The 13,082-nt window shown below is 62.6% G+C and carries 11 protein-coding genes; 6 read left to right on the top strand and 5 right to left on the bottom strand.

Annotated elements, in window-relative coordinates; all coding sequences use genetic code 11:
- Positions 1–55 precede the first annotated feature (55 nt).
- On the top strand, positions 56–2,080 hold the full coding sequence (locus CXY79_RS06420; protein WP_146068100.1) for a hypothetical protein: 2,025 nt from the start codon (positions 56–58) through the stop codon (positions 2,078–2,080).
- A 77-nt stretch (positions 2,081–2,157) separates the two neighbouring features.
- The gene (locus tag CXY79_RS06415; protein WP_158250236.1) at positions 2,158–4,131 is read left to right on the top strand and encodes a hypothetical protein; all 1,974 of its coding nucleotides are present in this window, start codon (positions 2,158–2,160) and stop codon (positions 4,129–4,131) included.
- On the opposite strand, the gene CXY79_RS06410 is transcribed toward CXY79_RS06415, so the two are convergent.
- On the bottom strand, positions 4,118–4,570 hold the full coding sequence (locus tag CXY79_RS06410; RefSeq protein ID WP_233191313.1) for a GtrA family protein: 453 nt from the start codon (positions 4,568–4,570) through the stop codon (positions 4,118–4,120). The genes CXY79_RS06415 and CXY79_RS06410 overlap by 14 nt on opposite strands.
- A gap of 196 nt (positions 4,571–4,766) precedes the next feature.
- Between CXY79_RS06410 and CXY79_RS06405 the strand changes: the two genes are divergently transcribed.
- The gene (locus tag CXY79_RS06405; protein WP_104100314.1) at positions 4,767–5,714 is read left to right on the top strand and encodes a glycosyltransferase family 2 protein; all 948 of its coding nucleotides are present in this window, start codon (positions 4,767–4,769) and stop codon (positions 5,712–5,714) included.
- Between the two features lie 10 nt (positions 5,715–5,724).
- Here CXY79_RS06405 and CXY79_RS06400 read toward each other — a convergent pair whose 3' ends face one another.
- From CXY79_RS06400 to CXY79_RS06390, 3 genes are read right to left on the bottom strand one after another with little or no spacing between them, the layout of a single operon-like run.
- Complete coding sequence (locus tag CXY79_RS06400) at positions 5,725–6,177, bottom strand: GtrA family protein (protein ID WP_104100313.1); 453 nt, start codon at positions 6,175–6,177, stop codon at positions 5,725–5,727.
- A gap of 23 nt (positions 6,178–6,200) precedes the next feature.
- The gene (locus CXY79_RS06395) at positions 6,201–6,587 is read right to left on the bottom strand and encodes a DUF2304 domain-containing protein (RefSeq protein ID WP_104100312.1); all 387 of its coding nucleotides are present in this window, start codon (positions 6,585–6,587) and stop codon (positions 6,201–6,203) included.
- Between the two features lie 9 nt (positions 6,588–6,596).
- Positions 6,597–7,316 (bottom strand): glycosyltransferase family 2 protein, encoded by a 720-nt coding sequence (locus tag CXY79_RS06390; RefSeq protein ID WP_104100311.1) that lies wholly within the window; start codon positions 7,314–7,316, stop codon positions 6,597–6,599.
- Between the two features lie 352 nt (positions 7,317–7,668).
- On the opposite strand from CXY79_RS06390, the gene CXY79_RS06385 reads away from it, so the two are divergent.
- Together CXY79_RS06385 and CXY79_RS06380 are read left to right on the top strand one after the other, a co-directional pair.
- Complete coding sequence (locus tag CXY79_RS06385; protein ID WP_199186731.1) at positions 7,669–8,703, top strand: glycosyltransferase family 2 protein; 1,035 nt, start codon at positions 7,669–7,671, stop codon at positions 8,701–8,703.
- Positions 8,704–8,801: 98 nt separating this feature from the next.
- Positions 8,802–10,835, top strand: a complete 2,034-nt coding sequence (locus CXY79_RS06380) for a hypothetical protein (protein WP_146068098.1) — start codon at positions 8,802–8,804, stop codon at positions 10,833–10,835.
- On the opposite strand, the gene CXY79_RS06375 is transcribed toward CXY79_RS06380, so the two are convergent.
- Positions 10,832–11,740: a glycosyltransferase gene (locus CXY79_RS06375; protein ID WP_104100368.1), complete on the bottom strand. Its 909-nt coding sequence runs from the start codon at positions 11,738–11,740 to the stop codon at positions 10,832–10,834. The two genes, CXY79_RS06380 and CXY79_RS06375, sit on opposite strands and share 4 nt — an antisense overlap.
- 70 nt (positions 11,741–11,810) lie before the next feature.
- Between CXY79_RS06375 and CXY79_RS06370 the strand changes: the two genes are divergently transcribed.
- The gene (locus tag CXY79_RS06370) at positions 11,811–13,073 is read left to right on the top strand and encodes a lipopolysaccharide biosynthesis protein (protein WP_146068097.1); all 1,263 of its coding nucleotides are present in this window, start codon (positions 11,811–11,813) and stop codon (positions 13,071–13,073) included.
- Positions 13,074–13,082 lie beyond the last annotated feature (9 nt).

Here is a 13,082-nt window from a genome sequence, read left to right as displayed (position 1 = left end):
TACGATGTGAGCGGTCTCTCCGTCTGTGGTCGGCCATGAGGGGGAAACCGTGAAATTGTATGTTGCGTTCCGTGCCTGCGCGGTTGCTCTCGTCCTCCTGCTGGTCGGTGCAGTCCTGGTCGCGGTGCCCCAGCGGGCGGAGGCGTTGACCGGGTCGGAGTTCGACCCGGGATACATCATCTCGGATCAGAGGTTTTTCGACGCGGGTTCGATGACCGAAGCCCAGATCCAGACGTTCCTGAACGGCAAAGTCTCCTCGTGCTCGTCGGGCTACACCTGTCTGAAGGACTACCGGATCTCGACCTTCAGCCGGGCAGCGGTCGCCCCCGGCCACTGCAAGGCGTATGTCGGTGTTGCCAACGAACTGGCCAGCAGCATCATCTTCAAGACTGCCCAGGCGTGCGGCATCAACCCCCAAACGCTCCTGGTCCTGCTGCAGAAAGAAACGGGGCTTGTCACCTCCAAGAGTCCGACGGACGGCACGTACCGAAAAGCCATGGGCTACGGATGCCCCGACACGAGCGATTGTGACGCTGCCTTCTACGGCTTCTACAACCAGGTCTACAAAGCGGCATGGCAGTTCCGTCAGTACACGATCGCCCCCGACCGGCAGTACCGGATCGGCACGATTCCTGTGGGGTTCCACCCCAATGCTGCCTGTGGCAGCTCGAACGTCAGAATTCGGAATCAGGCGACCGCGAACCTCTACAACTACACTCCGTATCAGCCCAACGCGGCCGCGCTGGCGAACCTGGGTGGCACCGGAAACGCCTGCTCCTCGTACGGCAATCGCAACTTCTGGATCTTCTTCAGTGATTGGTTCGGTTCGCCCACGGAAAGCAGAAGCCCGTTCGGCGGCTTTGACGCCACGCCCGTCTTCGGAGCGGTCACTCTCGGCGGCTGGGCCATCGACCGCGATACGACGGGTGCCGTTCGGATCGACGTCTACTCCGATGGGCGCGGCCTGGCCTCGTTCCCGGCCGACTTACCCCGTCCTGACGTCGGAGCTGCGTACCCCGGTTTCGGCGACAACCACGGAATCGGACGGACGGTTCCGCTTGATGCGGGCACGCACGAAATCTGCGTCTATGCCATCAATGTCGGCGTCGGCTCGAATACTTCCTTCGGCTGCCGGACGGTCCAGGTCATCCAGGCCAGCCCGTTCGGCGACACGGCGGTGGCGGTCGCCCCCGGTGGAGTGCAGTTGCGTGGCTGGACCATCGACCCGGAGACTGCGGCCCCGCTCGATGTGCACGTCTATATCGACGGCAGAGGTCAGTCGATCAAGGCGGATAAGGCCCGTCCGGATGTCGGTCGAACCTATCCTGGTTACGGTGACAATCACGGGATTGACCAGCGTTTTGATCTGACACCCGGGAAGCACAGCGTGTGTGCGTTCGGGATCAATGTGGGCCAGGGCGGGAACACGCTGCTCGGCTGCTATGACGTGACGGTCCCTGCCGGCAGCCCGTTCGGCGGCACGGATGTGGCGGTGCTCCCGGGTGGGGTGCAGTTGCGTGGCTGGACCATCGACCCGGAGACTGCTTCGGCCCTCGATGTGCACGTCTATATCGACGGCAAAGGTCAGTCGATCAAGGCTGATAAGGCCCGTCCGGATGTCGGTCGAATCTTTGCCGGTTATGGCGATAATCACGGCATTGATCAGCGTTTTGATCTGGCACCCGGAAAGCACAGCGTATGTGCGTTCGGCATCAACGTGGGCCAGGGCGGGAACACGTTGCTCGGCTGCTACGACGTGACGGTCCCTGCCGGCAGCCCGTTCGGAGGCACGGATGTGGCGGTGGTCCCGGGTGGGGTGCAGTTGCGTGGCTGGACCATTGATCCGGAGACTGCTTCGCCTCTCGATGTGCACGTCTACATTGATGGCAGGGGTCAGTCGATCAAGGCGGATAAGGCCCGCCCGGATGTTGGTCGGATCTTTGCCGGTTATGGTGATAACCATGGGATTGACCAGCGTTTTGATCTGGCACCCGGAAAGCACAGCGTGTGTGCGTTCGGAATCAATGTGGGGCAGGGCGGGAACACCCTGCTCGCCTGTTACGACGTGATTGTGCCGTGAGAGCTCTGAACATGAGACCTCGGTCCGGAGTCGTGCCCTCGCGAGGGCGTCGCCTTACGGTCTCCGCAGTGGCGGCGGTGTCCCGGCTCATTCAACCGACCCGGTTCGGGTTGCCCAGCCTCTTCGTTTCGCTGTGGTTTCCCGCACTTCTGCTTATCGCCTTCATCCTGCTGGTCGCTTTTGCTGTTTCCGGTTCGTCGACGGGCGTGTACTGGTCCTATTTCGGCACCGGTCAGGATCCGTCCTTGCTCTTGGGGGAGCCGCGACCGATTCGAAGCGATGAGTGGCTCGTTCAGTCCAGTTGGGTCGCGTCTCAGTACCAGCAGGGCTTCGGCGTCTTCAATCAGACCCTTCCGGGGGGAATGGACGCTACCGTTCAGAACGACCTGCCCACCATGGACTGGTCCTCTATCTTCCGCCCGCACCTGCTGGGACTCCTTGCCCTTCCGTTTGACCAGGGTATGGCGGTCAGGTGGTGGCTTCCGGCATTCGTGATGGTCGGGGCCTGTTACTCCTTCGCGGTCAGCCTGCTGCCCAAGCACCCGCTGTCGGCTGCGCTGCTCAGCGGGGCGCTCTTTCTGACCCCGGTCATCCAGTGGTGGTTCCTACCCACGACCATCTGGCCGGTCGCGCTCGCGTTCCTGGGCATGACGGGAACCGTGTGGATGCTCAGGCACCCAGCCCTGTGGGTTCGCGTCGGGTGGGCAGCGGCGATAGCATACGTGGCCGTCGCTACGGCAATGTCGATCTACGCCCCGTTTATTGTGCCTGCCGCTCTGGTTGTCGTTTTCTTCCTAATCGGATTCAGTCTTTCTGAGGCCAGAAGCCAGTCTGTATCGTTCCAGACTGTCCTGTTGCGGCTGCTGCCTTTGATTGCCGCCGGTCTCGGTGCCGGGGCGGTTTTGTCCATTTGGATCGTGACAAGGATCGAGACCATCCAAGCGCTCCTTGGAACGGTCTATCCAGGCCAAAGATTCGAGAAGACGGGGACCGTCGGCTTTGAGGGGCTGATAGGGCTCATGGGCGGGCCATTCGACCAAGCCCTCCTTAATCAGGGAGTGAACGGTCTGGGCGCTAACCAGTCTGAAGCTTCGTCAGTGCTCATGATCGCCTTGTTTATGGTGATTCCTCTCGTCTGGTTGATCACGCAACAATGGAGCGAGAGCCGGGTTGTCGATTGGCTGGCAGTGTCGATTGTGACCTGCACGATGGTTATCCTCGCCTTCATGTTCTTGCCTGGGTGGGACAGCCTCGCTCATGTCATGTTTCTGGATCGCAGCAGCGCATCACGTATGCGTCTCGGTCTGGCGATCCTGGGGATCGTCGCCATTGTCGTTACTTCAGAGCGCCTACAAAGTGCCCGCGTCAGAATCCTGCCGTGGAGCGTCAGCTGGGTGGCTTCCGGTGCCGTGATACTGAGTGTGGTCGTGCCTTGGGCTTATCTGAGGACTGCGGCCCCGGATACCATCGCATTGTCACCATCCTGGAAGATCGCGACCTTGCTGCTGATGATTTGTGTGGTTCTCTTTACGAGAGCGCGGTTATTAGCGGGGTCAGCGGCGTTCCTGCTCGCAGCGTCAATCATCGGACTCGGAGTCAACCCGCTTTACGTTGGCGTCTTCAGACTGAATGAGACAGCGGTCGGAACAGCGGTGCAGGAGATAGATTTGAGGGAGCCTGGGACCTGGGTCGGCATCGGCAGTGTTGTTCCGACGGCCGTGCTTGTGCAGGCGGGTGTGGAAGCCATGAATGGGGTCCAGACTTATCCGCCGGAAGAGATGTGGGACGAGATCGATCCTTCGGGGAAGTACGAGGGTGTTTGGAACCGCCTCGCCAATGTCGGGTGGGAGCCAGGGGTCGGGGAACCTTCGGTTTCTACTCCTGTGCGTGACCAGATACGGATTACCTTCGATTCCTGCAGCTCGTTCGGTCAGAAGCACGTGGATTACGTATTGACTGACGTGCCCCTCGATCAGGAATGCGCGGTCCTTATCGACGACTTCACTGAGGGGCCATCCCAGCACTTCATCTACCGGGTCACGCCGGGCTGAGATCCGGATTCTTCGGGAACACCCAAACGTTGTAGGAGAAGTACCGTAAGACGGTGGCAAGAATCTGGCCCACGATGGTCCCGGAGATGTTGTCGGAGACCGGATCTGCCAGGCCGAGAACATACCGCGAGAAGGCCAGACAACCCAGCTGTACCAGAATCGCCACACCGTTGATTGCGATGAAGGCGAGTATGTTTCTGGCTGAGGTCTTCGTCTTTCGGTCTCGGAAGGTCCACAGATGGTTTCCGACGTAGGTCGCAACGGACGCGGCCACGATGGCGATGATTTTCGCGGTGAGAGGCCACTCGAACATCGGGCCCCGCTCTCCCCAGTAGACGAGAGCGTTGAAGACGCCCGCATCGATAAGAAAGGCGGCCCCGCCGATGACCAGGAAGGCGCTTCCTCTTTTGGCGTGGTCCATCAACTGCCGAGACGTCACTGGAAAGCTCCTTGCTATGGCTCAGACTCGTGGAATGCCAGCAAAGCCTGAAAAACAGCATATCCAGGTGGGGGATGCCCTGCTCTCGGTCGGTCTCGGTAAATCCCGTAACCGGATACTCTGTACCCTTAGCGGGGGGTAAGTCTAAGTCGGTCCAAGGTGGTCTCGACGTATCTAGTGATCGTGAGTGCAAGGGATGAATTTGTTCACCGATGTGAAAATTGCCGTCATCGTCCCGTGCCACAACGAGGAAGCGGCAATCACCAAGGTGGTCACCGACCTGTTTCTGGCGTTGCCTGACGCCGAGGTCTATGTCTATGACAACGTCAGCACGGACCGAACAGTGGAGCTGGCGCTGAAAGCCGGTGCGATTGTTCGCCACGAGGACATCAAGGGCAAGGGAAACGTCGTGCGACGGGCTTTTGCTGATATCGAAGCCGACGTCTACCTGCTGATCGACGGAGACGATACCTACGACGTAACGGCCGCACCCGGCATGGTCGAGCAACTTCTTAATGGCCCCTATGACCAGATCCTAGGAGTGCGCGAAGAGTCGTCGACATCGGCTTACCGGCCAGGTCACTCCGCCGGCAACCGGGCCTTCAACGCCTTGGTCAGCGCGATCTTCGGCCTCAGGGTCACCGACATGCTCAGTGGCTACCGTGTATTCTCGCGCCGTTTCGTCAAGTCGTTTCCTGCCGTGTCGCACGAGTTCGAAATCGAGACCGAACTTACGGTTCACTCGATGAGCCTCCGCGTTCCCCAGACCGAGGTGAAAGTTGGCTTTCGTGATCGCCCGGAGGGCAGTGAAAGCAAATTGAATACCTTCAGGGACGGGTTCAAGATCCTCGGCTTGATCGTCAACCTGACCAGGCATGAACGTCCGCTCGTCTTCCACGGTGTGCTGGCAGGCCTCGTGATTGTCGGCGCCGTTGTTCTCGGTGCGCCTGTGCTCCTCGAGTTCTTCGACACAGGACTCGTGCCGCGTCTTCCCACAGCCCTTCTCGCCTCAACTCTGGTGATTGTGGGAGCGTTCATCGGATTCGTCGGAATGATCCTGGACGGAATCACAAAATCCCGACGGGAACTCGCCCGACTGACCTACCTGGCCTACAGCGCCCCCGGATGGCACAAGGGTAGTTGAGGGCCGCTAGCTAGGCTTTTGGGATAGCGAAAACCCAATATCGGTAGACAAAATAGTTCCAGCCAGTCGTAATGATTGTTGCAACGACCTTTCCTGCGCCCCAGCCCCAGCCGGTCATATCTATCAGCCAAACGATGCCGATGGTTGCCGCAGTGTTAAAAGCGAGCAGAAAAAGATACTTGCTGAGGGCGGTCGCGTGCGTTGCCTGTGAACTAAACGAGAATGCGCGCTGCAGTAAGTAGTTAAAGACGAAGCTAATCAGGAATGCAGCACCCGTCGCCAGCCAGAGCGGCCAAGCGAACGCCTGAAAGAACAATGCCAGCAATCCGAAATCGATTAAGAAGCTAGCGCCGCCGATCACCAGATAGCGCATGGCGCTGTGATTGACGAACAATTGCAATCGGGAGGGGACAGGGGATCGATTACTCCCCTCCAGGCTTTTTCCGGCGTCGAAATCGAGCATTCCCACCCCCTACACTTCCCCAATCATTTTATCGATTCTGACGGCTGCGAGGATCGTTCAACACTGTCGGTCAGGACCGAGAGACGTTGTTCCACCAGGGCGACGTGTTCCGCGAGGACACGGGTTTTCTCCTCAAGCGTTGTGAGCTCTGAACTATGTTGGACGGTCACGAAGAACAGGATGACGATGCTGATGAAGAAGGCGAGGTTGCTGGGAACTTCGACACCTACGACTGAAGATGCCCACTCCAAGGTGCTGGGAAAAATGCTGACGACGAGGGACAGGATGGCTGCAAGCAGCCACCAGAATGCGTGCCGCTCGCGAAATCTTTGGCGCCGCAGCATCTCGATGATGGCGAGCAAGGCGATCGCGGCTGCGGCGATCGCGAATGCGTAGGAGACAGGATTCATTGGCGCGCCTTAACCTCTCACGGAAATTGGAGTGCGCCAAAGCGCTATGACAAGCGCCATCGCCGCTCGTCCCAGGTAAACCGCGGACTTCATGGGATTCTGGGACGGAACGCCGCCGGCTCGAGGGCGCATCGCGACGGGCACTTGCACGACCGTGCACCCACCGCGTGATGCCAGGACAAGGGATTCGATCGTGTCACCGAGGTACTCGGCCGGGTAATTGACGGCGAAAAGGCGCACAGCACGTGGGCCAGCGGCCTTGAAACCGGATGTGACATCCGTCAGGCGTGTCCTCGCGATGCGACTGATGATTGTGGCGAGAATCTTCATCGCCCATTTTCGCGGCCCCGTGACATCGTAGTCGCCGGTGCCAGCGAACCGTGCCCCGATGACGATGTCAGCGTTTTCGAGCTGGGCGAGAAGGTTTGGGACGTTGCTCGGGTTGTGCTGTCCATCCGCGTCTATCTGAACAACGCGTTCGAACCCGTTCTCCACCGCGTATTGGAAGCCGAGACGCATCGCACCGCCGACGCCGAGATTGAAGGGAAGAGTGAGAACAGTTGCCCCTGCCTCCCGGGCAACCTGCGCGGTTCGGTCGGTCGATCCATCGTTAACGACGAGGCAGCGCACACCTGGAAGAGTTGACAGCACCTCCTTGATGACCGCAGCGACGGCTTCCTCCTCATTGAAAGCGGGCATCACAACGAGTGTGTCGAGAAGAAGCGGCATAACAGTGAGTCTACCGAGGTGGTGAAGACAGACGGTTCGAAGGTCTTCGCAACCATATTTGCGATGCACAGTGCGGCACATCTGTTGCGGAAATCGCCGATCCCAGCAGACACTTCGCGCTCACCCCAGGTCAGCGCACTCTGTACGATGGCGGGAGACTAGCAATGACAGGACTCGCCCCACGCATGACAGCCACCGAAGTCATAGAACTCTCGAACTCTGTGCCGTCCCTTAACGGGACCCATATCGCCGAGACCAGCAGCGCCCTGATCGGGGGCAGCGAACACAACGTGTTTACACAGCAGCTTCCGGCCTCCAGCGTCCTGCACGCCCTCGATCGTGAGCGTCGCTGATGACTCATTCAACCGGTTCCGGTTCGAGTGGGCCCGCGGCATCCATGCCGCGCGTGTCCGTGGCGCTCTGCACCTACAACGGCTCTGAGTTCATCGAGGAGCAGCTGCGCAGCATCCTTGACCAGACGCTCCAAGCGAGTGAGATCGTCGTTTCCGACGACGGCTCCACTGACGGCACCCCGGCGGCGGTGGACCGCATTGTCGCAGCGTGGCAGGGCGAACATCCGGGGCAGCCCGTGACCCTGCACGTCATCCGCAACCCGGCGCCGCTGGGCGTCACCGCGAACTTCGAGCAGGCGCTCGCTGTCTGCACGGGCGAGCTGATCGCGCTCAGCGACCAGGACGACGTGTGGCCCCCGGAACGGCTGGCCCTGCTGGCCGCCGAGTTCCAGGCTCGCCCCGGCCTGCAACTGCTCCATACGGATGCCCGACTCGTCGATGAGACCGGCCGGCCGATAGGCCGCACCCTGCTCGCCACCCTGGGGGTCTCCGCCGCGGACCGGGCCGCAGTGCACGCGGGACACGCCTTCGACATCCTGCTGCGCCGCAACATTGTCACCGGCGCCACCGTGATGCTGCGCCGTGAACTCGTCGGGCGGGCCCGTCCATTCCCGGCAGCGTGGGTGCACGACGAATGGCTGGCGATCGTCGCCGCGGCGACGGGGACCATGGATTTCCTAGACGACGCCCTGGTCGACTACCGGCAACACGGCGGCAACCAGATCGGCGTAACCAGTCTGGATGCCGCCGGCCGACTGTCCAGGCTGCGGACGCCGCGCACGCTACGCAACTCGCGTCTGCTGGCCCGGGCCGAGGCGCTGGATGAACGCGCACTGGGCCTGATGCCGGTTCCGGTCGACTCGTACCTTCGACTGATCACGGCGAAGGCCGCGCACGAGCGCGCCCGCAGCGCCCTGCCGAGCGCCCGGCTCCGCCGCGTGCTCCCGGTTCTCCGTCAGTGGCGCACCGGTGGATACGCGCGGTTCGGTCTGGGGCCCCAAGACGTTCTGCGGGATTTGGTTCAGCCGCTCTAGCGTTTGTGATCCTTTATTTTGAGAAAGCAAGTCCGCGCCGTGGCAGGGGTCGGGCTTCGACGTGGGGGAGTCCCGCACAGGGATTTGAAAGGTTCGTGGTGAACAACACTCGAATGCGTGCCGTCGGTTGGGGCTCCAGATACCGTGCAGGGCGGGACGCTTATCGTCGCGCAATCGACCCAGGTCCCTACGGCCTGCCGCGACTACGAATCCTGCTCGCATTCCCCGCACTGCTGCTGATCCTCGGCATCGTGCTCGTCACGCTCGGAATCAACGGTTCGTCATCCGGCGTATTCTTCAGCCAGGTGTCGTACGGCGCCGACCCGGACCTGATCGCCGGCCACCCGCAGGCCACCCGCTCCGACGAATGGAACGTGCAGACGGTATGGGCCATCGCCCAGGTCGAGCAGGGCCTGCCGCTCACCAACGGGACCTTTCCGGGCGGCATGGACGCGACCCTGCCGCAGGACCTCCCCAGGGTGGACTGGTCCGTCGCCTTCAGGCCTCACCTCTGGGGCTTCATGCTGATGGACGTCGACCACGCCATAGCTTTCAAGTGGTGGCTGCCCGGGCTTGCTCTCGCAGCCGCAGCGTACGCATTCCTGCTCACCGTCATCCCGCGCCGACCCGGGGTGTCGGCGCTGCTTGCGGTCGGATTCTTCTTCAGCCCGTTGTTCCAATGGTGGTACCTCTCGACCACACTCTGGCCGGCCGTTTGGGCGCTTGTCACCATGACGGCTCTGGTCTGGGCATTCCGGAGCCCATCGCGACGGTCCCGCTGGAACTTCTCCGCCCTCGTGGCCTACCTAACCGTCGTGATGGCGATGGGAATCTACGTTCCGTTCATCGTGCCGGCCGCCGTTGTGGTCTTGTTCTTCGGGATTGCCCTGATGATCGAACAACTGCGCCGGGGCGCGAGGTGGCGGGCGACGCTGGCACGCGTTGTCCCGGTCCTCGTCGGTGGCGCGGCGGCATCCGTCGTGGCGGTGGTGTGGCTGGCCACCAAACTGTCAACGGTTCAGGCTTTTCTGGGCACCGCGTATCCGGGGAACCGGTCAACCCCTACAGGCGGGAACGGGCCGTTGAGTTTCGCCTCCGCCGTTGGCTCCTCGTTCACCCAGGCCTTGAATGAGCAGCGGGCTGGTTTTCTCGGTGGCAATTCGTCCGAGGCCGCGACGTTCTTCTATCTGGGCATCTTCCTGATTCCTGTCGTCGTCTGGATCATCGCCAGGGAGGCGAGGATGCACAAAACCCTTCCCTGGGCGATGATCGGCCTCGCCACATCCGTGTCGGTGCTGTTGGCGTATCTCTACCTGCCCGGCTGGGATGCGATCGCTCGGCTGCTGCTGCTCGACAAGACCACGCCGAATCGGGTACGACTCGGGATGGGGCTGGCCTCCATCGCCCTGGTCGCCTACGTCATCGCCTACCTCGACCAGAAGCGGGCGCGGGCCGGCAAGTGGCTGGCCGGAGCCGCTGCGATCGCCTTCCTGCTCTCCCAGCTTGCAATCGGCGCCCTGGCCTGGCGACGGCTGCCAGGCATGCTGGAGCCGGTGCAGCTGTGGTGGCTCTGGGCGCTGCTGTCGGCCGCGGCTATCTACTTCGTCGCTCGGCGCCGGCCACAACTCGCCGCGACCGCGTTTCTGATCGTGACCGTTGCCGGCTCCGGCCTGACCAATCCGATCTACCGCGGCGTTTTCGACCTGCGGGAAACTGACGTGTCCCAGGCTGTCGTCGCCCTGGACGAGGCGGCTCCAAAAACCTGGGTTGGCGTCGGCGGCGGGCTGACCACAGCCATGCTGCTCGAGTCCGGGGTGCGGGCCTACAACGGTTTTCAGGGCGCGCCCTCTGCCGGAATGTGGGGCGCCATCGATCCAGCCGGTGTGTACACGCTGCAATGGAACCGGCTGGCGGGCGTGAGCTGGGTGGCCGGGCCGGGCGAACCGGTCGTTGCCAATCCCGCCGCCGATCAGATCAGCGTGAGCTTCGATGCCTGTTCCACCTTCGCCCAGGCTGAGGTCGGCTACGTGCTCGCCGACGACAAACGCCTCGATCTGGACTGCCTGTCCCCGGTTCGCACCTTTGACCTGCCGAAGTCCAGCCTCTCGATCTACCGGGTGGTTACGCCCTAGTCTCTGGGCGTCGCGGCGACGGTGAGTCCGAGGGCGTGACGCAGCAGAATCCGGATGCCGTCGCTGCGCCGGGCCCTCACGGCGTCCGGGATTCGGGTCAGTGCGTTCACTCGGGACGACAGGTGCAGGCGTGCGGCTCGCGCCGCACGAAGCCAGCCGTGGCCGTTGAACTCGACCGCGAGGCCGCGGAAGAAGCCCTGTTCCTCGGCGAAGCGGCTTCCGTCGGCCGCCCGCCAGGACGAGACGCTGGACGCGTGGCGACGGTACTCGAAGACGACCTGGTCGTCGAGCAGTAGGCTCCCGCCACGCACGGCGAGGTCGAGGGCAAGCCCGAGATCCTGCACAATGCTGAAATCCGGCCGGAAGCCGACCGCCGTGACCGCGGAGCGGTTCCAGGCGATCGCCGGGAAGTTCATCCAGTTCCCTCGGGTGATGCTCACCGCGAGCGGCTCCCCGGCGAGTTCGAGTGAACCGTGGAACCGGGGCCGGTACAGGGACTTGACCCGGTCGATGAGGGGTGTGCTGACCTGCCCGTGCTCGTCGATGACGCGTGTGCCGGGGTGGATGAAGGCCACCGTCGGATGCTCCTGGATCAGCTGGGTGATCCGGCCGACATAGTCGGGGAGCATCACGTCGTCGCAGCCGAAGATTGTCAGCCACTCGTTCTCGGCCAGGTCGATGGATGCCTGGAAGTTCGCGTTGATGCCTAGATTGATCGGATTACGGCGGTAGATGATTCTGGGGTCTGCCAGCCCCCGCAGCCACCGGCCGGCCGTTTCGTCGGGGTCGTGGTCGTCGATCACCACGAGCCGCCAGTCCGGGTCGACCTGCGCGAGCACGCTGCGCACCGCAGCCTGAAAATGGTCGACACGACCGTAGAACGGCATCATGATGTCGAGTGTCACCGGGATCTCCTTCGTGGCCGACGAGGGCCGGAGTGGGCGGATCACCGTGATGGCCGGATAGCATTCACGAGTGAAACCATCTTCGCTCATGTCCCAGGCGGCTCTCTCCACATTAGGCGTCCTGGCTCAGGGGCTGTCCCGTTTTGCGTACACGGTGCTCATCGGTCGGTTTATGGGGCCGAGCGAGCTGGCAGAGGTGTCAGCGTGGATCGCGCTGTCGCTCATCCTCTCCCTGCTCTGGCCGACCGGGGCGGGCAACGCGGCCTCCCATTTCCTTTCCCATGCCCGGGCGCTCGGATACTCCCCGGTGCACGCCCTGCGCCTGATTCAGCGATCCTTCTGGATTTCCTGCCTGGTCATTCTCGCGATCGGCATCCCGGTCAGCATCTTCGCGCTGGGGGCGGACCCGGCGGATGCGGCCGCGATCGCCGCCCTGATCGTCGCGTATTCCGGCTACATTCTCGCGCGCGGCATCGAGGTCGGTCTGGGGCGAATCACCTCGGCAGCCGTGTGGGATGTCATCTCCTCCGCACTGACCATGGTTCTACTGATCGTGGTCCTGGCCGCGCAACTGCCGTGGGCCCTGCTCTGGCCGCTCGCCATCGGGTACGCCCTGTTCGGCTTGCATTCCCTGCGCGGCGCGCATCGCGGGCACGATGCCCTGAACCAGGAGGCCGTCACCGCACCGGCCACCATCTGGAAGCTCATCTCCTGGAACTCGCTCGGGCTCCTGGCCTCGAACGGCTTGATCCAGTTCGCGATGGTCTACGTGTTCATCGTCGAATCCCCGGCCCAGGCCGGGCTGTTCGCGGCGGCGATGGCGCTTGCCACACCGGCGTCGATGCTGAGCCAGGCGGTGACCCAGGTTCTGATTCCGCGGTTCTCAGAATGGGCGGCTGTCGACCCGGCGGCAGCACTGAAAAACTATCTGGGCGTCTTCGGGGTGATGTTCGTCGGTCTGGGGATCGTGTTCGGGGCCGTCGCGCTGGCCAGCCCCCTCATCGTGAGCATCGTCTTCGGAGCCGGCTACCGAGCCGCGGGGCCGATCATGGCGCTCCTCCTGATCGGCGTGTTCGCGTTCTCGATCGGCCTCGTTGCCACCGCCTTCCTGCTCACGACGGGTCGAACCATGGTGGCGACGGTCGCCTCCATCGCCGGGCTGGTGACAGGACTGGTCGTCATGCTCGTCGGCACTCCCGCCTGGAGCGGGTCGGGCGCCGCCGCGGCCGGCGTGATCGCGGGATATTCGGTGACCACCTGCTGCGTGGTTATGGCCTCGTTCCGACGGTCCCGGTCTCGGTGGCCGCAGTCGGTGGCGGTCACGCTCCGTTAGGCTGCAATC

This window comes from Cryobacterium sp. M96 (genome assembly GCF_002929845.1).
Taxonomy (GTDB): Bacteria; Actinomycetota; Actinomycetes; order Actinomycetales; family Microbacteriaceae; genus Cryobacterium; species Cryobacterium sandaracinum.
This window is presented reverse-complemented; position numbering and strand designations above follow the sequence as displayed.

Coding starts and splice junctions, on each gene's coding strand:
- CXY79_RS06405 (WP_104100314.1), top strand. CDS start 4,767: ATGAATTTGTTCACCGATGTGAAAATTGCCGTCATCGTCCCGTGCCAC.
- CXY79_RS06400 (WP_104100313.1), bottom strand. CDS start 6,177: ATGCTCGATTTCGACGCCGGAAAAAGCCTGGAGGGGAGTAATCGATCC.
- CXY79_RS06395 (WP_104100312.1), bottom strand. CDS start 6,587: ATGAATCCTGTCTCCTACGCATTCGCGATCGCCGCAGCCGCGATCGCC.
- CXY79_RS06390 (WP_104100311.1), bottom strand. CDS start 7,316: ATGCCGCTTCTTCTCGACACACTCGTTGTGATGCCCGCTTTCAATGAG.
- CXY79_RS06385 (WP_199186731.1), top strand. CDS start 7,669: ATGACTCATTCAACCGGTTCCGGTTCGAGTGGGCCCGCGGCATCCATG.